This is a genomic window from Noviherbaspirillum galbum (assembly GCF_010974945.1).
Lineage (GTDB): Bacteria > Pseudomonadota > Gammaproteobacteria > Burkholderiales > Burkholderiaceae_D > Noviherbaspirillum > Noviherbaspirillum galbum.
On record NZ_JAAIVB010000008.1, the window covers coordinates 192,641 to 211,381 of the forward strand.

Here is an 18,741-nt window from a genome sequence, read left to right on the forward strand (position 1 = left end):
CCGCTTTCCCGATTCATTAGGGGAAATCGATGAAAAGCTCTAAAGCGGCTAATGAATGTTGCTTTTTTTGCGAACATGAGTCGGGTGCCTGGCCTTTGCGACACCTTGCCGCACCCCTTTCGCTCGGTTCATCCAAGCTTTTAATCGGGGTTGGATGTTTCCGCATTGCAGCACATTTCTCCGAAAACATTGCTTGATTTGACCCAAAACGTTATTTAACTTCCAGATGGCATTTATCTAATTCCACTCTGCAGAACGTCGTTTTGCATATTTTGCCTTTATTCCTCCTTGGTGCCTATAATGACCTCGAGTCCGGACGGCCGCTTCCACAAGGCAAACGCCCGGTCTTTTCAAAGGAGCGGAACGCAGGGTTTGCACCCGATGCGTTCCGTCAAAAGAGACAACGTAGGAGACAAGATGAAGCAATTGAAGAACAGGCCGGGCGGCTTCGCCCTGGCCGGGATGACGCTGGTCCTCGCGGCCTGCGGCGGGGGCAGCGACAACCGCGCCGCCGCACCGGAGATCCGGGTGCTGTCGACGCGCGCGGACTTCGTGACCGGCGGCGACGCGCTGGTCGAGATCGCCCTGCCCGCCAACGTGCCGACGAACGACGTGAAGGTATCGGTCGGCAACCGCGACGTCAGCAGCAATTTCGCCGTGCGCGCGGACGGCCGCTTTACCGGCCTGGTCACCGACCTGGCGAACGGCGCGAACACGATCACCGCTTCCTCGCCCTCCATTCACACGTCTTCCCTGACGGTAACCAACTCGCCCGCCGGCGGACCGGTATTCTCTGGGCCCCAGATCCAGCCCTGGGTTTGCGCGACCCCGGCGCCGCAGGCGGAATCGGGGACGACGCCGTCCACCAACGGCAGCGGCCTGAGCACCGCCGCCAAGGATGCGCAGTGCAACATCACCGCCGAGGTGAAGTACTTCTACAAGACGACCACCGCGGGCTGCGCTGCCGTGCTGCCCGACCCGACCACCGGATCCGCACCGGCCAACTCTTGCTTCAAGCCCTATGACCCGTCCGCGGCCGCGCCTGCCGACCTGGCGACGACCACCACCGATACCGGCGTGAAGGTGCCCTACATCGTGCGCCGCGAGCGCGGCACGCTCAACCGGGGCATCTACGATATCGCCGTGCTGGCCGATCCGGCCAAGCCCTGGACCGCGACCGCGCCGCAAAACACCTGGAACGGCAAGGTGCTCTACCAGTTCGGTTCCTCCACCGGACAGCCGCGCAAGCAGTTCCGTCCGCAAGGCAACTGGGCGACCGACCTGGCCCTCGCGCGCGGCGTCATGGTGGCGCAGAACAGCCTGAGCGATTCGCAGTACAACTCGAACCGCGTCCTCATGGCCGAAACCGTGATGATGATGAAGGAGAAGATCCAGAAGAGCTACGGCCTGATCAAGTTCACCACGGGCATCGGCTGCTCGGGCGGCTCGATCAACCAGCTGACTGCCTCCTCCATCATGCCCGGCCTGCTCGATGGCGTGATTCCTTCCTGCACCTTCCCCGACTCGGAAACGACGACGATGGAAGTCCAGGATTGCGTGCTGCTCGTCGAGCTCTACCAGAAGCCGGAATGGCAGACCCTGATGCAGAATGCGGGTTACACGCAGGCGCAGATCAATGCCAAGAAAGCTGCCATCAACGGCCATGTCGACCAGACCGCCTGCCACGCCTGGAACAACCTGTTCGGAAACAACTCCAAGCCCGGCAACTTCTTCGCCCGCACCGTGACCGACAACGTCACCGGCGCGATCACGCAGGCGACGACCCCGAGCAACAACTGCGGCCTGCCCGCAAGCGTGGTCTACGATCCGGCGACGAATCCGAGCGGTCCGCGCTGCGGCGCCCTCGATTCCGCCGTTGCCGTTTGGGGCAAGACAGCGGACGGCAAGTTTGCCCGCGACACGCGTGACAACGTCGGCGTGCAGTACGGCCTGAAGGCATTCACCACGGGCGCGATCACCGCGGAAGAGTTCGTCACCCTGAACGAACGCATCGGCGGCTTCACCCGTGACTCCGTGCTGACCGGCGGCGCCCGCACTGCCGCGGATGCCGAAGCGCTCGACATTGCCTACAAGGCAGGCATCGTCACCAACGGCAAGCAGCTCGCCAAGACGGCCATCATCGACCTGCGCGGCTGGGATGATTCGCTGATCGTTCCGCTGCCCACCGGCGCTGCCGGTAGCGCCGCGGGCCTGACCGGCATCCACCACGTGTGGCGCAGCTTCTCGCTGCGGGATCGCCTCGACAAGGCTGTCGGCAATCACGACAACCATGCCTTGTGGCGCTTCGGCCGCTTCGGCTTCGTGCCGACCGCGGCGGTCACGGCGGACGCCTTCGTCACCATGGACAAGTGGCTGACGAACATCAAGGCGGACACGCGGACCACCGCAACGATCCAGCAGAAGGTCGCCAGCGGAAAGCCGGCCGAGGCCACAGACTTCTGCTACCTCAGCAGCGATGCCGCGCAAGCGACGAAGGTGACCGACAAGGCAGCCTGCGACGCCGATCCCTTCCTGAAGCCGTCCGCATCGCCCCGCCAGGTGGCAGGCGGCCCGCTCAGCGAGGATGTCCTGAAGTGCCAGCTGAAGCCGCTGAACGCCGCGGACTATGCGCCGCAGACGCTGACCGCAGCACAGCTCAGCCGCCTGCAGGCCGTGTTCCCGAGCGGCGTCTGCGACTTCGCTAAGCCCGGCGTCGGCCAGCAGGACGCGGTATCGCCGCTGAACTTCGCCAGCGGTCCTGGCGGCCAGCCCTTCGCGGCCGCCCCCGTCTCGGTCGCCCAGTAAGCGCCAGGCGGTAGCAATGACAACCATGACCGGGCGACCGGTCATGGTTTTTTTCATTCTTGCCTCGCCCTTGTTTTCGCCTTCCGTGGCGGCGGCAATCAGCCTGCAACAGGCATGCCGGTTTTTAGTAAATTTCCTTGAAGCGATTCCTCCCATCATCTAAACTTTGGGCTTTAGCAACGGGCTCGCGCCCGTTCCCTAGCACAACGTTCTTTGTGCCGGCTTCGCCTCTCGCGCCCGACTTCCCAATCGATGGAAATGGTCCCATCCCTCGCAAACAGCAACATCAAGCCGGAGCTATTCCAGCAGCTGATCGGCGCCATTTCCGAATTCGCGATCTACGTCCTTTCCCCGCAAGGCAACGTGCAATCCTGGAACGCCGGCGCAGAGCGCTTCAAGCAGTACCGCGCGCATGAAATCCTCGGCTTGCATTTTTCCCGCTTCTATACCGCCGACGACCTCGCTGCCGACAAGCCCGGACAGGCCCTGCGCATCGCACGCCAGACCGGCACCTTCGAGGACGAAGGCTGGCGGGTGCGCAAGGACGGAACGCGCTTCTGGGCAAGCGTGGTCATCAATGCCATCACCGACGGCGCGGGCGACCTCTCAGGCTTCGCCAAGATCACCCGTGACATGACGGACCGCAAGCGCGCGCAGGAAGCCCTGCGCGCCAGCGAAGAGCAGTTCCGGCTGCTGGTGCAGAACCTGGCGGAATATGCCGTCTATACCCTGTCGGCAGAGGGCGTGATCACGAGCTGGAATACCGGCGCGGCGCGCATCAAGGGCTATGCCAGCGACGAGGTCGTTGGCCGCCACTTTTCCTGCTTCTACACCGAGGAAGACCGCGCGAGCGGCCTGCCCATGGCCGCGCTGGCGACGGCGTGCCAGGCCGGCCGCTTCGCCGCCGAAGGCTGGCGGCTGCGCAAGGACCAGACCCGCTTCATGGCCAGCGTCATCATCGAGCCGCGCTGCAATGCGCTCGGCGAAGTGATCGGCTTCACCAAGGTCACGCGCGACGTCACCGACCGCCTGCGGGCAGCGGAAGTCGAAGCGCGCGCCTCCACGGTGGACGCCCTCACCGGCCTGTCCAACCGTCAGCTCTTCGAAACCCTGCTGCGCCAGCGCCTCATCGACCGCCAGCACCAGGTGCAGGCCGTGCTGCTGCTCGACATCGATCACTTCCGCGAATTCAACAACACGCTCGGGCATCACGCCGGGGATGCGATCCTGCAGCAGGTCGGAGCCCGGATCACGCAGGCCTTGCGGCCCGGAGATATCGTGGCGCGCCTCGGCAGCGATGAGTTCGCCATCGTCGCCGAATGCAAGTACGGCGAGACCTCGGCGGCCCGCGTCGCCGAAAAGCTTGTGCATGCCATCGGCGCACCCATGCCGCAGATCGGCCAGGGCGTGCGGGTGAACATGTCGGCAGGCATCAGCATCACCGCGTCAGACGGCGCCGACCACCGCGAGCTGCTGCAGAGCGCCTATGTCGCCCTGTATCGCGCGAAGGCGGAGGGCGGCAGGACCCACCGTTTCTTCACCGAGGAACTCGGCGCTGCTTCCAGGCGCCGCCTCGCCCTGCAGTTCGCCTTGCAGCACGCGATCGACCGGCGGGAGCTCGCGGTGCATTACCAGCCGCGCATCGCCCTCGGCAGCAGGCATATCGTCGGACTGGAAGCCTTGCTGCGCTGGACGCATCCCGACTTGGGCCCCATCCCGCCGGTGGACTTCATTCCGCTGGCGGAAGAGTCAGGCCTGATCGAACAGCTCGGCTTGTGGGTCCTGCAGGAAGCCGTGCGCCAGACCGCGGCCTGGATCGCACGGCTCGAACGTCCGCTGGCGGTGTCGGTCAATGTCTCGGCCAAGCAGCTGGCGAACCCGCGCTTCATCCAAGATGTGCTCGACACCCTGCGCCAGCATGCGCTGCCGCCGGATTGCCTCGAACTCGAGGTGACGGAAAGCAGCCTCATGCACGATATGAAATTATCCAGGCGCGTGCTGGGCGAACTGCGGGCGCATGGTATCAAGCTGTCAGTGGATGACTTCGGCACGGGCTACTCGTCGCTGTCCTACCTGCGCGAATTCCCGCTCGACTGCCTGAAACTCGATCGTTCCTTCCTCGGCAAGAACCTCGACACCGACAAGAAGCAGCACCGCCTCGCCGCGGCCATCATCGAACTGGCGCATACCCTCGACCTGCGGGTGGTCGCGGAAGGCGTCGAAACCACGGAACATCTCGCTTTCCTCGAAAAGACCGACTGCGAGGAAATCCAGGGCTTCCTTTTCTGCCGCCCGCTGCCGCCCGACCTGCTTGCATCCATCCTCGAGGACGGCACCTGCAGCGCAGGCAGCTGACAAACGAACCCTGTTACGCCGGCGCGGCAGCCAGCACCGGCCGCGCTTCGCGGATCGGCAGGTTCGCGAGGGCGGCCAGCGCCGCCAGCACGATGTCCGCGTACCACATCCAGTCATAGTTGCCGGTGCGTGACAGCGCGATGCCGCCGAGCCAGGCCCCGAAGAAGCCGCCGATCTGGTGGCTGAGCAGGGTGAGCCCGAACAGGGTCGCGAGGTAGCGCGGACCGAAGAGCTTCCCGACCAGCCCCGCCGTCGGCGGCACGGTGGCCAGCCAGGTCAGTCCGAGCACCGCCGCGAACACGTAGAACGTGAGCATGGTCTTGGGCGCGGCGAGGTAAAGCGCGATGGCCACCGCGCGCGACGCGTACATCCAGGTCAGGATGAGTTTCATGCGGTAAGTCTTGCCCAGCCATCCGGCGCCGATGCTGCCCACGATGTTCGCCAGGCCGATGATCGCGATCGAGGTTGCGCCGACGGCGGCAGGCAATCCGCACAGGGCAACCTCTCCGGGCAGGTGCGTCACGAGGAACGCGATGTGGAAGCCGCAGGTGAAGAAGCCGGCATGCAGCAGCAGGTAGCTGCGGTCCCGGAAGGCGATCCGCGTCTGCTCGCCCAGCGTCATGCCGCCCGCCTGCCCGGCGGCGCGCGCCTCGGCGACGCCGGGACGCTCGCGCAGCGGCATCGCCAGCAACACCGGGGCCAGCGTCGTGACCGCCAGCGTCAGCATCGCGCTGACCCAGCCGAAGGCATTGATGAGCGCCTGCGTTACCGGCGCGAACAGGAATTGTCCGAACGATCCGCCGGCATTGATGAAGCCCGATGCCGACGAACGCTGCTCGGGAGCAAGCCGCTGCGCCGCCGCGCCGATTAGGATGGAAAAACTGCCGGCGCCGGCGCCGGCCGCGGTCAGCACGCCCAACGCCAGGGTCAGGCCGAAGCCGGTGCCCATGAAGGGCGTCATTGCCATTCCGGCGGCCATCAGCAGCGCGCCGAGCACGATCACGCGGAATGATCCGACACGGTCGGCAAGCATGCCGAACAAGGGTTGCGCCGCGCCCCAGGCGAATTGCCCGACCGCCAGCGCGAAGCTGACGGTCACGATGCCAAGGCCGGTCGAGGTGTTCAGCGGCGAGACGAAGAGGCCCGTGGATTGCCGTATGCCCATGGTGACCGCAAGGATCGCCGCCGAGGAAATCACCAGGCTCCAGAATTGCCGCTGTGTGCTCATGTCAGGCCTCATGTCGGAAGAACGTCGCGTGTGAAGAAGAGATTACTCCATTCTCCGCGGCGCCGTCGGCCGGGCCCGGACGGACAATCTGCCACCGTTTCAGGGATAGAACCTGTACTCGGATCCGTCGACGTTCACCCGGAAGTCGATCTCAAGTCGCTATGCCGCCAAGCGCGGGACGTTGTCGTCGAAGAGGTTCGAGAGCGGCAAGCTGGATGGATTCGCGCCGTACATACACGCAAATTTGGGCGAGACCATGAAGCCGTACGCGAGATCGAGCATGCCGGCATCGTTTTCGCCCGCACATCTGCCACACGCGACGGTGTCGCTTTGGCTTAGACAGAAATGCTGCGATTCGCGCGCAGGAAGGTGATGACAACGGAAAGAACCGACGATTTGGTCCTGATGCGGTGATAGAGAGAACGTCCCATGATGGCCTCCTTGACGATGGTTCGTATTTTCCGGGCTTTCGATCCGGTCGCTGTGATGGTGCGCACAAGTGTGGAAATGCAACAGGGCCGCTATCCCACACCGGTTTGCTTGCAAGACGCGCGAAAACCAACAGTTGATCAAAATCAATGGCAGCCGTTTTAGCTCAACGTCTTGGACAAGGTTTATTGACTTCGGGAAATATTAGCGATAAAGTAGGACTATTGCAAGTTTGTCTTGGACAATTCGATTTTGTACTGCGCCGCAACCTGGGCGCGGCAGAGCCGGATGTCCATGCCGAAGGGCCGGACGACCCCAAGCTTGCGCGCGTCGTGTCGTCCTGCCTGCGGAAGCCCGTAGTCCGCTTCGTTGCTCCTACCATCTAGAAGGGTTGCCATGCCTGAGAGCCTAATGCTTGCCTTTGACGACGCGGCGATCGCCGGCAGTCTTGACCAGCTTGACGACGAGGCGCTCGACGTCCTCGAGTTCGGCGTGATCGGCTTCGACAAGACGAACGTCGTCCGTCGCTACAACGCCTTCGAGTCGCGCTGCGCCGGCATTTCGCGCGAGCGGGTGCTGGGCCAGGCGCTGTTCACGAACGTGGCGCCATGCATGAACAACTTCATGGTTGCCCACCGCTTCGAGGAAGCCGCCGCGAACGGAACCGCGCTGGACGAAACCATTCCCTACGTGCTCACCTTGCGCATGCGCCCCACCAAGGTCCGGCTGCGCCTCCTGGCATCCCCTACCCTGACGCTGCAATACGTGCTCGTGAATCGTCTTCCCTGAGGATCGCCATGACCCGACTGGAAGATGAATACGAAGCGCTGATCCAGTTCCTCTATCTTGCGCCGGTCGGCCTCGTCCAGCTGGAGCATGATGGCGGCATCATGATGCTGAATCCGGTGTCTGCGCAGCTCCTCATGCCCATGACGCAGAACGGCGAGCTCACCAACCTGTTCGATGCGTTGTCCGGCGTCGCGCCCGACCTTCGCCAGCGCTGCGCGGCATTCACCGCGCCCCACGGCCGCATCTGCGATGCCCTGCGCCTGCAGTTCAGCGCGGGCACGCCTGGCAAGAAGGACACCCAGTTCCTGTCCCTCAGCCTCCTGAAGCTCGATGACAGCCGCCTGATGGCCGTGCTGGAAGACATTACCGGCCAGGTGCGGCGCGAGGAAATCCTGTCGCGCAACAAGGCCTGGCTCAATGCCATCCTTGCCGGCATCAGCGATTATGCGGTGATGAGCATCAACAGCGAAGGCCTGGTGGAAGACTGGAACGACAGCATCGGCCGGCTGACCGGCTGGGGCGAAGGCGAGATCCTGGGCCAGCCCTATGACCGCTTCTTCATGCCCGGCGCCAGCACGCCGGACGCCCTGACCGACCGCCTGCGCGAAGCGGAAGACTGCGGCTGGAGCCTGCGCGAGGTGCAATGCCGCCGCCATGACGGCACGCCGTTCTTTGCCAGCACGCTGATCGTTCCGGTGCACAGCGCCGGACCGACCTCGGACAGGCGCTACTGCCTGGTGATACGCAACATCGCCGACAAGAAGGAGGCGCTGGAGAGCCAGTTCAAGGCGGCGTACTGCGATTACCTGACCGGGCTGCCGAACCGGCGCGCCTTCTTCGAGGAAGCGCAGCGCGAGTTCGATCGCATGCAGATCGTTCCGAGGCACATTTCCCTGATCCTGTTCGACGCCGATAATTTCAAGCGCATCAATGACCGCTATGGGCATCCGGCTGGCGACGCCGTGCTGTGCGACCTCGCCGACCGCATGCGCCAGAGCTTCCGCATGGTGGACAGCCTGTGCCGCATGGGTGGCGAGGAATTCGCGGTGCTGCTCCCCTCCACGGATCTCGACGCCGCCCTCGCCGGCGCGGAACGCTTCCGCCAGCTCGTGGAAAGCCAGCCGGTCACGTTCGACGGGGAAGTCATCGCCTATTCGGTCAGCGGCGGCGTGGCCACCAACGAGGCTGGCTGCATCGACATCGACGAACTCATCAAGCGCGCGGACCGCGCTCTTTACGAAGCCAAGCAGAAGGGCCGCAACCGCATCTGCGCCTGGGACCAGCGCACTGAACTCAAGGTGGTGGCATGATCGCGGCGGAAGTCACCAGCCAGGACTACGAGGCGCTCGTCTCGTTCATGTATCGCGTGCCGATCGGCCTGGTCGAGTTCGACCGGGACGGCGCGATCGAGATGCTCAATCCGCTCGCCTCGCAACTGCTGATGCCGCTCGCCGAAAGCGGCATGCTCGACAACGTGTTCGCGGTGCTGGAGCCCACCATCAGCGACCTGCGCGCGCGGGTGCAGGGCTTCGCGCCGTCGAGCGGCGTGGTGTTCGAGGCGCTGCGGGCGACGGTCATGTCCGGCCCCGCATTTCCCGACCTTGCCCGGACGCTGTCGATCAGCCTGCTCAAGCTGGATGACGGCCATTTCATGCTGGCCTTGCTCGACGTGACCGTGGACGCGGACCGGGAACGCCAGCGCATCGCCGAGGTGCTGCACGAAGCGACCCATGTGGATGCCCTGACCCAGATGCCGAACCGGCTCGCGGTGCGCGAACGATTGTTGTCGCTGCTGGATGGCGGGCAGTTGTCGGCGGAGCGGACCGCCGCGGTGCTGTTCGTCAACATCGACCGCTTCAAGACGATCAACGACACCTTCAGCAATGCCGTGGGAGACGGCTTGCTGCAATCGATGGGCAAGAGGCTGCGCGGCCTGCTGCGCGGCTCCGACCTGGTCAACCCGCCTGCTGCCGGAGAGCAGATGGCCGCCCGTTTCAGCGGCGATGAATTCGTCGTCGTGCTGGATCACCTCAGGCGGCCGCAGGACGTGCGGAACATCGCCGAACGCATGCTTGCATCATTGACCGGGGTGCATGAAGTGGCGGGCAAGAGCATTTCCTGCAGCGTCAGCATCGGCATCTCGCTGCTCGAGCAGGGCGAGGTGAGCGCGGACGACGTGATCCAGAATGCAAGCATCGCGATGGCCGAAGCAAAGCGTGCGGGAGGCGCCGGGTATCGCCTCTACGATCCCGCGATGCGGGAGCGGGCGAAGCGCCGCGGGGAACTCGAAAGCGAGTTGCGTACCGCGCTCGAAACAGGACAGCTGCTCACCCACTACCAGCCGGTCATTACCGCCGAGGGCTTCAAGTCGCGCCACCTCGCCGGCGTCGAGGCGCTGGTGCGCTGGCGCCATCCGATCCGGGGCATGATTCCGCCGCTCGAATTCATCGGCGTGGCGGAAGACACGGGCCTGATCGTGCCGCTCGGCCATGCGGTGCTGCGCATGGCATGCATCGATTTCGTCGCCTGGAAACGCGAGCACGGCGATGCCGCGCCGCGCCGGCTGGCGGTGAACGTGTCCCGCGCCCAGCTGACCCTGCCCTCCTTCGCCGGCCAGGTCAAGGACGTGCTGGAAACGACGGGCATGCTGGCATCCGACCTGCAGCTCGAACTGACGGAGTCGCTCGCGGTGCAGGACAGCGCGGTGCAGACCTGCCTGCTCGAACTCAAGGCGCTCGGCGTATCGCTCGCCCTGGATGACTTCGGCACCGGCTATTCTTCCTTGTCCTGTCTTCACCTGCTGCCGGTAGACACCGTCAAGATCGACCGTTCCTTCGTGGACAGCGCCGGCAGCAGCCTGCACCATCGCGTGCTGATCGAGGCCACCATCCGCGTCGCGCACAGCCTCGGCATGACGACCGTGGCCGAAGGCGTCGAGACCGGCGAACAGGCCAACATCCTCGCCGCCCTGCACTGCGACAAGCTGCAAGGCTATTACTTCAGCCGTCCCTTGCCGGCGGAAGAACTCGTCGCCTGGATGACCCGCTCGCGGGAAGCCGAAGCGGATCTCGCCTGAACGGCCCCCTTGGCAAGCCAGCGAATCACGCCAGCTTGAGCTTGCCTGCGATCCGACGCGCGATGCCCAGCGGGTTGTCGTTGCGCAGGGCCGCGGGCTGCAATCCCTCCGGCAGGCCCTGGTAGCAGGGATGCCCTCGGTGAGCATGGTGGCGCCGGTGCTGTCGTCGAGCGCGAGGATATTGGCGGCGATGCGTTCCAGGAAGGCGGCGCGCCGGTCGAGGCTGCTTTCGCAGTAGGCGTCGAAGGCGGACCATGCCAGGGCACAGGCGCGGTCGATGTCGCTGTCGGCGGCAAGGCCGGATGCCGGTTCCTAGGTTTCGCCAGTGGCGGGGTTCGCCCTGTCATCCGCGATAGCCCCTGTCATCCCCGCGAAGGCGGGGATCCCATCTCGCACGGCCGAAGCGCGGCTTCCAACCTCAGCGCACCATGCAAGGACGCTTGTTATCGAACTTCCATCCGGGAATGAGGTATTGCATGGCAATCGCGTCATCGCGTGCACCGAGGCCCTTTTCCTTGTACAGGCGATGGGCCGCTTCGAGCTGCGCCATGTCGACCTCCACGCCCAGGCCCGGCTTCTTTGGCACCTGGACCAGACCACCCTTGATCTGGAATGGTTCTTTCGCCAGGCGCTGGCCATCCTGCCAGATCCAGTGCGTGTCGATGGCCGTGATCTTGCCCGGCGCCGCGGCGGCGACGTGGGTGAACATCGCCAGCGAGATGTCGAAGTGGTTGTTGGAATGCGATCCCCAGGTCAGGCCCCATTCATGGCACATCTGCGCGACGCGGACCGAGCCTTGCATCGTCCAGAAATGCGGATCGGCCAGCGGAATGTCGACCGATTGCAGCTGGATCGCGTGACCCATTTCGCGCCAGTCGGTAGCGATCATGTTGGTGGCGGTCGGCAGGCCGGTGGCGCGGCGGAATTCGGCCATCACTTCACGGCCGGAGTAGCCGCTTTCCGCGCCGCACGGGTCTTCGGCATAGGCGAGCACCTCGTGCTGGCCCCGGCAGAGCCGGATCGCGTCCTTCAGCAGCCAGCCGCCGTTCGGATCCAGCGTGATGCGGGCTTGCGGGAAACGCTCGTGCAAGGCGGTGACCGCGGCGATTTCATCTTCGCCGCGCAGGACGCCGCCCTTGAGCTTGAAGTCGTTGAAGCCGTAGCGCTGGTATGCGGCTTCGGCGAGGCGCACGATGGCTTCGGGGGTCATCGCCTTCTCGTGGCGCAGCCGGCACCAGTCGTCGTCGGCGTCCGGCTCGCTCGGGTAGTCGAGATCGGTGGCATTGCGGTCGCCGACGTAGAACAGGTAGCCGAGCATTTCCACCGCGTCGCGCTGCTGGCCGTCGCCGAGCAAGGCGCAGACCGGGACGTCGAGGTGTTTGCCGAGCAGGTCGAGCAAGGCGGCTTCCAGCGCGGTGACGGCATGGATTGCAATGCGCAGGTCGAAGGTCTGCTGCCCGCGGCCGCCGGCGTCGCGGTCGGCGAAGGCGGCGCGCGCTGCATTGAGGATGGCGCGGTAGTTGCCGGTCTGCTGGCCGAGGACCAGCTCCCGGGCGTCTTCCAGCGTTTGCCGGATGCGTTCGCCGCCGGGGACTTCGCCCACGCCGACGTTGCCCGCGCTGTCGGTGAGGACCACGACGTTGCGCGTGAAGTACGGACCGTGCGCGCCGCTCAGGTTGAGCAGCATGGCGTCGCGTCCGGCGACGGGAATCACCTGCATGGCGGTGACGACGGGCGCGCCCTGGCGCGCGGCGTTAGCGGAAGCGTCTGCGTGTTGGAGAGTCATGGCAATGTCATCCTTGTAATGGTGGGCTTACTGCGGGCCGAGACGCTTGATCAGCGCGGCGAGCCGCTCGACTTCGGCGGGCTTAAGGTCGGACAGCGGCGGGCGCACCGGGCCGGCGCCATGGTCGACGATGGTGGCGCCGGCCTTGATGATGGACACCGCATAGCCCTGGCCCTTGTTGCGAAGTTCGAGGAAAGGCAGGAAGAACTCGTCGATCAGGCGGTTGGTTGTCTCGGTATCGTTGGCGGCGTGGGCGTTGTAGAACGCCATCGCGGTGCGCGGAATGAAGTTGAAGACGGCGGAGGAATACACCGGAACGCCCATGGCCTTGTAGGCGCCGGCGAACACTTCCGCGGTCGGCAGGCCGCCGAGGTAGGCAAAGCGGTCGCCCAGCTTCTGGCGGATTGCCACCATGGCTTCGATGTCGCCGATGCCATCCTTGAAGCCGACGAGGTTCGGGCAAGTCTCGGCGAGCTGCATCAGGGATCCGGGCGTGAGGCGGGTCGCGCCGCGGTTGTACACGATGACCCCGAATTTCACGCTCTTGCAGACGGCCTGCACGTGCGCGACCAGGCCTTCCTGGCTGGCCTCGGTCAGGTAGTGCGGCAAGAGCAGGATGCCCTGTGCGCCCTGCCGTTCCGCCTCCTGCGCGTACTTGATGGCGAGCGTGGTGCCGCCGCCGGCACCGGCGATGATGGGCATGCGGCCGCGGCAGGTCTGGATCGCGGTCTTGATCACCTCGGCGTACTCGCCGGGCTCCAGGGAAAAGAACTCGCCCGTGCCGCCCGCCGCGAACAAAGCGGACGCGCCGTAGGGCATCAGCCACTCGAGGCGCTCGACGTAGTTGCGTGGATGGAAGTTCAGATCGGCGTCGAAATCGGTCAAGGGAAAAGACAGAAGGCCGCTTTGCAGCACGTGCTTGAGTTCCTGGGGTGTCATGGGTTCGCCTGTGATGGAAATGAGGTGAAAGCGGCGGAAAGACACGCTGCATCCTTGCTTGCATGGTACCGCTACCAAATGCATGGTAGCGGTACCAAAGGTCCATGTCAACGGGTTTTGCTTTCTTCGCTTGCGGCAACGAAGGAACACGAAAACCAGTTTTACGGGTGGAAAACCATTAGATGCCCGGAAGCAGCCGCAGGGTTTGAAGATGGGAAGCGCAAGCCGCGACGCGCCGCCAGGCGCAGCGGGTGAGGGTCAGGTGCTGGCGCGCTCGATGATGGAAAAGCCGATGTCGCAGACGCGCTCGCCGATGGGCCGCTCCTCGACGCGGTCGATGATGAACTTCGCCGCGCGCCGGCCGATCGCCGTGCCATCGATGCGCACGGTGGTCAGCGCGGGGTGGAGGTCGCGCGAGAACTCCATGTCGCCCAGGCCGATCACCGCCAGATCTTCGGGGATCCTGATGCCGCGCGCCTGCGCCTCGATGATTACTCCGAGCGCCAGAAGGTCCGAGCTGCAGAACACCGCGTCGATGCCGGGATGTTCTTCGAGCAGTTGTGCCAGCCCTGCTCGCCCGCCGCCCAGCGTGGTCGGTGCGGGAACCATCACGGTAGGCACCGCCTTGTCTCCCGGGAGCGCCATGCCGAGCGCGACCGCCGCATCGGAAAACGCCTGGTTGCGACGCACCGCGCGTTCGTCGCTGCCGCTGATGGTGGACGCCCGCCGGCGGCCTCGCTGGTGAAGGAAACCAGCCACCGCCGCGCCGATTTTTTCATGCGAGAAGCCGACGAGCATGTCGAGCGGAGTGGGCGTCAGATCCCAGGTTTCGACGATGGGGATGCCGCTCGCAAGCAGCCGCCTGCGCCCTTCCTCGGAACGCATGATGCCGGTCAGGACCACGCCGTCCGGACGGCGGCCGATGATGGCCTCGAGCAGCGCATCCTCGCGCGAGTCCGCATAGCCGCCCTGGCCCAGCATGAGCTGGTATCCCTCCTCGGCAAGCGCTTCGGTCAGCGCCTGCACCATCTCGAGGAAGACCGGGCCGCTGATGGTCGGCACGACCGCCGCCACCAGACGGCTCTTGCGCGAAGCCAGGCCGCCCGCAAGCATGTTCGGCACGTAGCCCGTGCGCGCCACCGCTTCCCGCACGCGTTCCAGCACCGCGGGCGATACCGCGTCCGGCGTGTTCAGGGCGCGCGAGGCGGTGATCGGCGCGACGCCGGCGAGTTTGGCGACGTCACGCAAGGTGATGCCGCTTCCCTTGCGGCGCTGTCGGCGCTCGGGCGATGTCTGGGCGTTGGGAAGAAGGTCGTCGGGCTTGGTCGTCATCCGCTTATCCTATCACCGGCATGGTAGCGGTGTCATGCGGAAAGCCTGGGTGATGGAAGGACGAAACGCGCATTGGCTAGGCAAGTCGCGCCGCTTGCCGGGCCGACCTCCGGGTGGGAGAGGCGCAGCGAGCTGATTTACGGAGGATCGATGGATCGAGAATGCGAGGAAGCCTGGTGATGACAGGCCCTGCGTTGAAGAATTTTCTTGATGCTTTTCCTGGCGGAGACTGTGAGATTCGAACTCACGGACGGGTCACCCCGTCGGCAGTTTTCAAGACTGCTGGTTTAAACCGCTCACCCAAGTCTCCGAGGACGCCCATTATAGCGGCTCATTCACCCAGCGTCATCGAGAAAGAGTTGTTGCAGGTCATTGAGGAAGCGCTTGCCAAGCTCGGTCGGACGGATGAGGCGATGGTCTCGGTAGAGCAAGCCCTTGGCCTCGGCTTCGTTGAGCGGCTTCTCGATGGCGTTGAGCGCGAGGCCGGTGCGCTCGGCGAACAGGTTGACCTCGAAGCCGTCCTCGAGGCGCAGCGCATTGAGCATGAATTCGAAACCCAGGTCGTCGCGGCCGACCTCGAATTCCTCCTGCACCGGACGTCCCTCGCGGACCGCGTCGAGATAAGCCTTGGGCTGCTTGTAGCGCATCTGCCGGATGACCCGGTGCGGGAAGGAAATCTTGGAATGCGCGCCGGCGCCGATGCCGAGGTAGTCGCCGAACTGCCAGTAATTCAGGTTGTGCCTCGCCTGCCGGCCGGGACGCGCATAGGCGGACACTTCGTAATGGCCGTAGCCCGCATGCGTGGTGGCGTCGGCGATCATGTCCTGCATTTCCGCGCTCGCATCGTCGTCCGGCACGGCTGGGGGAAACTTGGCGAAGTAGGTGTTCGGTTCCAGCGTCAGGTGATACAGCGAGAGATGCGGCGGGGCGAACGCGATGGCGGTCGACACGTCGCGGCGGGCCTCGTCCAGCGTCTGCGATGGCAAGGCGTACATCAGGTCGAGGTTGAAGTTGTCGAAGTGGGCGTGCGCGATTTCGACGGCCCTGCGCGCTTCCCCGTCGTCATGGATGCGGCCGAGCGCCTGCAGGTGGCGCGCGTCGAAGCTCTGGATGCCGATCGACAGCCGGTTGATGCCGCTGGCGCGGTAGGAGCGGAACTTCTCGGTTTCGAAGGTGCCGGGGTTGGCTTCCATCGTGATCTCGGCGGCGCCGTCGAGCGGCAGCAGGCTGCGGATGTCCGACATGAGCCGGTCGAGGCCGGCCGCCGACATCAGGCTGGGCGTGCCGCCGCCGATGAAGATGGTGTAGATCTTGCGGCCCCAGATGAGCGGCAGGGCCTGCTCCAGGTCGCTGCGCAAGGCGGCCAGGTACTCCTCTTCCGGAAAGCCGTTCTTGGCTTCGTGGGAATTGAAATCGCAGTAGGGGCACTTGCGCACGCACCACGGAAAATGCACGTAGAGGGACAGGGGCGGCAAGGCGGTAAGGTGGAGCGCGCCCGGACGCAGGAAGGCGGTTGCGGCCTGCGAATGGGTCGCGGGTGTTGCGGGCGTGGCCGGCGGCAGGCTCGCGACGGGCTTGATGGGAATCATCGCAGCCTTTCCACCAGCAGCCGCAGGGCCTGGGCGCGATGCGACACGCGGTTCTTCTCGTCGGCCGGCATTTCGGCGGCGGTCATTCCGCTCTCCGGCAGCAGGAAATATGGGTCGTAGCCGAAACCGCCCTGCCCACGCGCCTCGCTGATGACTTCGCCGTTCCAGCGGCCTTCCGCGATGATGGGCTGCGGATCGTCGGCATGCCGCAGGAACACCAGCACGCAGTAGTAGTAGGCCGACTTGTCGCCGCGGATGGCCAGTTCGGCGATCAGCTTTTCATTGTTGCGCTGGTCGGACTTGGGCTCGCCGGCATAGCGGGCGGAATACACGCCCGGCGCGCCGCCGAGGGCGGCGGCGCAGATGCCGGAATCGTCGGCCAGCGCCGGCAGGCCGGTCAGGCGGGCGGCCTGCCGGGCTTTTGCCAGGGCATTCTCGACGAAGGTCGGGTGCGGCTCCTCGGCCTCGGGCACGCTGAACTCGCCTTGCGGTTTGACGTTGAAGCCGAGCGGCGCAAGCATGGCATGGAATTCCCGCAGCTTGCCGGCATTGTTGGAGGCGAGGACGATGGTTTGTGACATGGGATTCGGTGGAAGAATGGCTCGCGGGGCGATCTTACTCCGATTTGCCAGATCACCCTTCGTTCTGCGCAGGTTCGCCGATTTTCCTGTCGTTCCCGCGAAGGCGGGAATGACAGAATGAAGCGGGAATAGCCTTCGAGGCAATTCCGACAACCAGTCTGCATCAACCCTTCAGGCTTGCCTTCTGCAAGGCGACGAGCTGGCCGATGCCGTGCTGCGCCAGGTCGAGCAGGCGGTCCATGGTGGCGCGGTCGAAGGCGGCGCCTTCCGCGGTCCCCTGCACCTCGACGAAGCCGCCGCTGTCGGTCATCACCACGTTCATGTCGGTATCGCAGGCGGAATCTTCAAGGTAGTCGAGGTCGAGCACCGGCGTGCCCTGGTAAACGCCCACCGATACCGCAGCGACGAAGTGCTTGACCGGGATCGCCGTGATGGCGTTCGTTTCCATCAGCTTGCTGAAGGCATCGTAGGCGGCGACCATCGCGCCGGTGATGGACGCGGTGCGCGTTCCGCCGTCGGCCTGGATGACGTCGCAATCGAGGTGCAGGGTGCGTTCGCCGAAGGCTTCGAGGTCGAAGGCGGCACGCAGCGAGCGGCCGATCAGGCGCTGGATTTCCTGGGTGCGGCCTGACTGCTTTCCGCGCGCGGCCTCGCGGTCCATGCGGGAATGGGTGGAACGCGGCAGCATGCCGTACTCCGCCGTCATCCAGCCCTGCCCCTTGCCTTTCAGGAAAGGCGGCACCTTTTCCTCGATGCTGGCGGTGCAGATGACCTTGGTGTCGCCGAATTCGACGAGCACCGAGCCTTCGGCATGCTTGGTGTACTGGCGGGTGAGGCGAACCGCGCGCAAGGCATCGGCCGCCCGCCCGCTGGGGCGTTGTCCTGTCGTCATGGGAGCTTATTCCTTGGAAGTGACCCGGGAGGTTTTTTCGATCGCGCCGCGGATCTCGGCGATCGCTTTTTCGATTTCGTCTTCGTTGAACATGTCGCCCGGCTCCAGGTCGGCGCGCGGCGCCTGGATGGTGGTGGTGACGCTACCCACCGGCAAGGTATGCGTGGTGATGGTGTCGGCCGACTCGATTTCCGCGTTGCCGCCTTCCCACATCATGGCCAGCGCGGTCACGTTGTCGCTGGTCTTGCCGGCGATGGCGGTGGCGTTGGCGATGAGTTCCGGCACGGCGCGCACCACGGTGTGGTTGTGCAGGCTTTCGGCGAGCACATGGTCGGGCAGCACCGACCACAGGCCGTCCGAGCAGAGCAGCATGACGTCGCCGGGTTGCAGGCTGGCACGGCGGGACAGTTCCACGATGGGAATGTTGGGCGCGCCTAGGCAGTTGAACAGCTTGTTGCGCTCCGGGTGGGTATCACGCTCGGAAGGGTCGACCTTGCCCTGGGCAATCAGGGTTTCGATGCGGGAATGGTCACGCGTGCGCGCCAGAATCTGGCCTCGGCGCATCCAGTAGAGGCGCGAATCGCCGCAGTGGGCCCAATAGGCGTTGTTGTGCTGGATCAGGCAGGCGACGATGGTGGTGCGCGGCGTCTCAGGCAGGTTGTTGATGGCGCGGTAACGATGGATTTCGCGGTGCGCGGCGAAGAAGCTTTCCTCGAGAAACTTTTCCGGCTTCTTGATGTACGGGTTGGCGTTCTGCTGGAACAGCGAGCCCACGGTCTGCAGAGCGATGGTCGCGGCCATCTCGCCCTGGATGTGGCCGCCCATGCCGTCGGCCAGCAACAGCAGCAAGGCGTCGCGGGTGAAGCTGTAGCCCATGCGGTCCTGGTTGTTCTTGCGGCCGCCGAGCTGGCTTTCCTGGTAGACGGAGAATCGCATCGGA

General features: G+C 64.9%; 14 protein-coding genes and 1 tRNA gene. 6 read left to right on the top strand and 9 right to left on the bottom strand.

The genetic code is table 11. The features are described from left to right. Positions 1–417: 417 nt before the first annotated feature. From G3574_RS01985 to G3574_RS01995, 3 genes are all read left to right on the top strand, one after another. On the top strand, positions 418–2,805 hold the full coding sequence (locus tag G3574_RS01985; protein ID WP_163960324.1) for a DUF6351 family protein: 2,388 nt from the start codon (positions 418–420) through the stop codon (positions 2,803–2,805). 16 nt (positions 2,806–2,821) lie between these two features. Next, the gene (locus G3574_RS01990; protein WP_163960325.1) at positions 2,822–2,968 is read left to right on the top strand and encodes a hypothetical protein; all 147 of its coding nucleotides are present in this window, start codon (positions 2,822–2,824) and stop codon (positions 2,966–2,968) included. A 95-nt stretch (positions 2,969–3,063) separates the two neighbouring features. Continuing rightward, positions 3,064–5,160 carry a putative bifunctional diguanylate cyclase/phosphodiesterase gene (locus G3574_RS01995; protein ID WP_163960326.1) on the top strand — a complete coding sequence of 699 codons (2,097 nt, stop codon included), beginning with the start codon at positions 3,064–3,066 and terminating at the stop codon, positions 5,158–5,160. 13 nt (positions 5,161–5,173) lie between these two features. Here G3574_RS01995 and G3574_RS02000 read toward each other — a convergent pair whose 3' ends face one another. Then, on the bottom strand, positions 5,174–6,388 hold the full coding sequence (locus G3574_RS02000) for an MFS transporter (protein ID WP_163960327.1): 1,215 nt from the start codon (positions 6,386–6,388) through the stop codon (positions 5,174–5,176). Between the two features lie 825 nt (positions 6,389–7,213). On the opposite strand from G3574_RS02000, the gene G3574_RS02005 reads away from it, so the two are divergent. The 3 genes from G3574_RS02005 to G3574_RS02015 are packed head-to-tail and all read left to right on the top strand — an operon-like array spanning position 7,214 to position 10,682. Then, the gene (locus G3574_RS02005) at positions 7,214–7,606 is read left to right on the top strand and encodes a phosphonate transporter (protein WP_163960328.1); all 393 of its coding nucleotides are present in this window, start codon (positions 7,214–7,216) and stop codon (positions 7,604–7,606) included. A gap of 8 nt (positions 7,607–7,614) precedes the next feature. Beyond that, positions 7,615–8,916: a sensor domain-containing diguanylate cyclase gene (locus G3574_RS02010; RefSeq protein WP_163960329.1), complete on the top strand. Its 1,302-nt coding sequence runs from the start codon at positions 7,615–7,617 to the stop codon at positions 8,914–8,916. Then, positions 8,913–10,682, top strand: coding sequence for a putative bifunctional diguanylate cyclase/phosphodiesterase (locus G3574_RS02015; protein ID WP_163960330.1), 1,770 nt, complete (start codon positions 8,913–8,915; stop codon positions 10,680–10,682). Before G3574_RS02010 ends, G3574_RS02015 begins: the two co-directional genes overlap by 4 nt. 418 nt (positions 10,683–11,100) lie before the next feature. Here the strand turns inward: G3574_RS02015 and gudD are convergent, their stop codons facing one another. The 8 genes from gudD to G3574_RS02055 form a co-directional block, all read right to left on the bottom strand. Further along, complete coding sequence (gene gudD, locus G3574_RS02020; RefSeq protein ID WP_163960331.1) at positions 11,101–12,468, bottom strand: glucarate dehydratase; 1,368 nt, start codon at positions 12,466–12,468, stop codon at positions 11,101–11,103. 27 nt (positions 12,469–12,495) lie between these two features. After that, positions 12,496–13,407, bottom strand: a complete 912-nt coding sequence (gene kdgD, locus G3574_RS02025) for a 5-dehydro-4-deoxyglucarate dehydratase (RefSeq protein ID WP_163960332.1) — start codon at positions 13,405–13,407, stop codon at positions 12,496–12,498. A 258-nt stretch (positions 13,408–13,665) separates the two neighbouring features. Next, positions 13,666–14,739 carry a LacI family DNA-binding transcriptional regulator gene (locus tag G3574_RS02030; RefSeq protein WP_163960333.1) on the bottom strand — a complete coding sequence of 358 codons (1,074 nt, stop codon included), beginning with the start codon at positions 14,737–14,739 and terminating at the stop codon, positions 13,666–13,668. Positions 14,740–14,959: 220 nt separating this feature from the next. After that, a tRNA-Ser gene (locus G3574_RS02035) sits at positions 14,960–15,049 on the bottom strand. 25 nt (positions 15,050–15,074) lie between these two features. Then, complete coding sequence (hemW, locus tag G3574_RS02040; protein ID WP_163960334.1) at positions 15,075–16,328, bottom strand: radical SAM family heme chaperone HemW; 1,254 nt, start codon at positions 16,326–16,328, stop codon at positions 15,075–15,077. Next, positions 16,325–16,909, bottom strand: a complete 585-nt coding sequence (rdgB, locus tag G3574_RS02045; protein WP_163960335.1) for an RdgB/HAM1 family non-canonical purine NTP pyrophosphatase — start codon at positions 16,907–16,909, stop codon at positions 16,325–16,327. The genes hemW and rdgB overlap by 4 nt, the downstream gene beginning before the upstream one ends. A gap of 163 nt (positions 16,910–17,072) precedes the next feature. After that, positions 17,073–17,801: a ribonuclease PH gene (gene rph / locus G3574_RS02050; protein ID WP_163960336.1), complete on the bottom strand. Its 729-nt coding sequence runs from the start codon at positions 17,799–17,801 to the stop codon at positions 17,073–17,075. A 6-nt stretch (positions 17,802–17,807) separates the two neighbouring features. Beyond that, entirely contained in the window at positions 17,808–18,737 is a 930-nt protein-coding gene (locus G3574_RS02055; protein WP_163960337.1) for a PP2C family protein-serine/threonine phosphatase, read from the bottom strand. Positions 18,738–18,741: the final 4 nt, after the last annotated feature.

What these genes read in the sequence shown, in the direction of transcription:
- G3574_RS01985 (WP_163960324.1), top strand. Translation starts at nt 418, where the DNA reads ATGAAGCAATTGAAGAACAGGCCGGGCGGCTTCGCCCTGGCCGGGATG.
- G3574_RS01990 (WP_163960325.1), top strand. Translation starts at nt 2,822, where the DNA reads ATGACAACCATGACCGGGCGACCGGTCATGGTTTTTTTCATTCTTGCC.
- G3574_RS01995 (WP_163960326.1), top strand. Translation starts at nt 3,064, where the DNA reads ATGGTCCCATCCCTCGCAAACAGCAACATCAAGCCGGAGCTATTCCAG.
- G3574_RS02000 (WP_163960327.1), bottom strand. Translation starts at nt 6,388, where the DNA reads ATGAGCACACAGCGGCAATTCTGGAGCCTGGTGATTTCCTCGGCGGCG.
- G3574_RS02005 (WP_163960328.1), top strand. Translation starts at nt 7,214, where the DNA reads ATGCCTGAGAGCCTAATGCTTGCCTTTGACGACGCGGCGATCGCCGGC.
- G3574_RS02010 (WP_163960329.1), top strand. Translation starts at nt 7,615, where the DNA reads ATGACCCGACTGGAAGATGAATACGAAGCGCTGATCCAGTTCCTCTAT.
- G3574_RS02015 (WP_163960330.1), top strand. Translation starts at nt 8,913, where the DNA reads ATGATCGCGGCGGAAGTCACCAGCCAGGACTACGAGGCGCTCGTCTCG.
- gudD (WP_163960331.1), bottom strand. Translation starts at nt 12,468, where the DNA reads ATGACTCTCCAACACGCAGACGCTTCCGCTAACGCCGCGCGCCAGGGC.
- kdgD (WP_163960332.1), bottom strand. Translation starts at nt 13,407, where the DNA reads ATGACACCCCAGGAACTCAAGCACGTGCTGCAAAGCGGCCTTCTGTCT.
- G3574_RS02030 (WP_163960333.1), bottom strand. Translation starts at nt 14,739, where the DNA reads ATGACGACCAAGCCCGACGACCTTCTTCCCAACGCCCAGACATCGCCC.
- hemW (WP_163960334.1), bottom strand. Translation starts at nt 16,328, where the DNA reads ATGATTCCCATCAAGCCCGTCGCGAGCCTGCCGCCGGCCACGCCCGCA.
- rdgB (WP_163960335.1), bottom strand. Translation starts at nt 16,909, where the DNA reads ATGTCACAAACCATCGTCCTCGCCTCCAACAATGCCGGCAAGCTGCGG.
- rph (WP_163960336.1), bottom strand. Translation starts at nt 17,801, where the DNA reads ATGACGACAGGACAACGCCCCAGCGGGCGGGCGGCCGATGCCTTGCGC.
- G3574_RS02055 (WP_163960337.1), bottom strand. Translation starts at nt 18,737, where the DNA reads ATGCGATTCTCCGTCTACCAGGAAAGCCAGCTCGGCGGCCGCAAGAAC.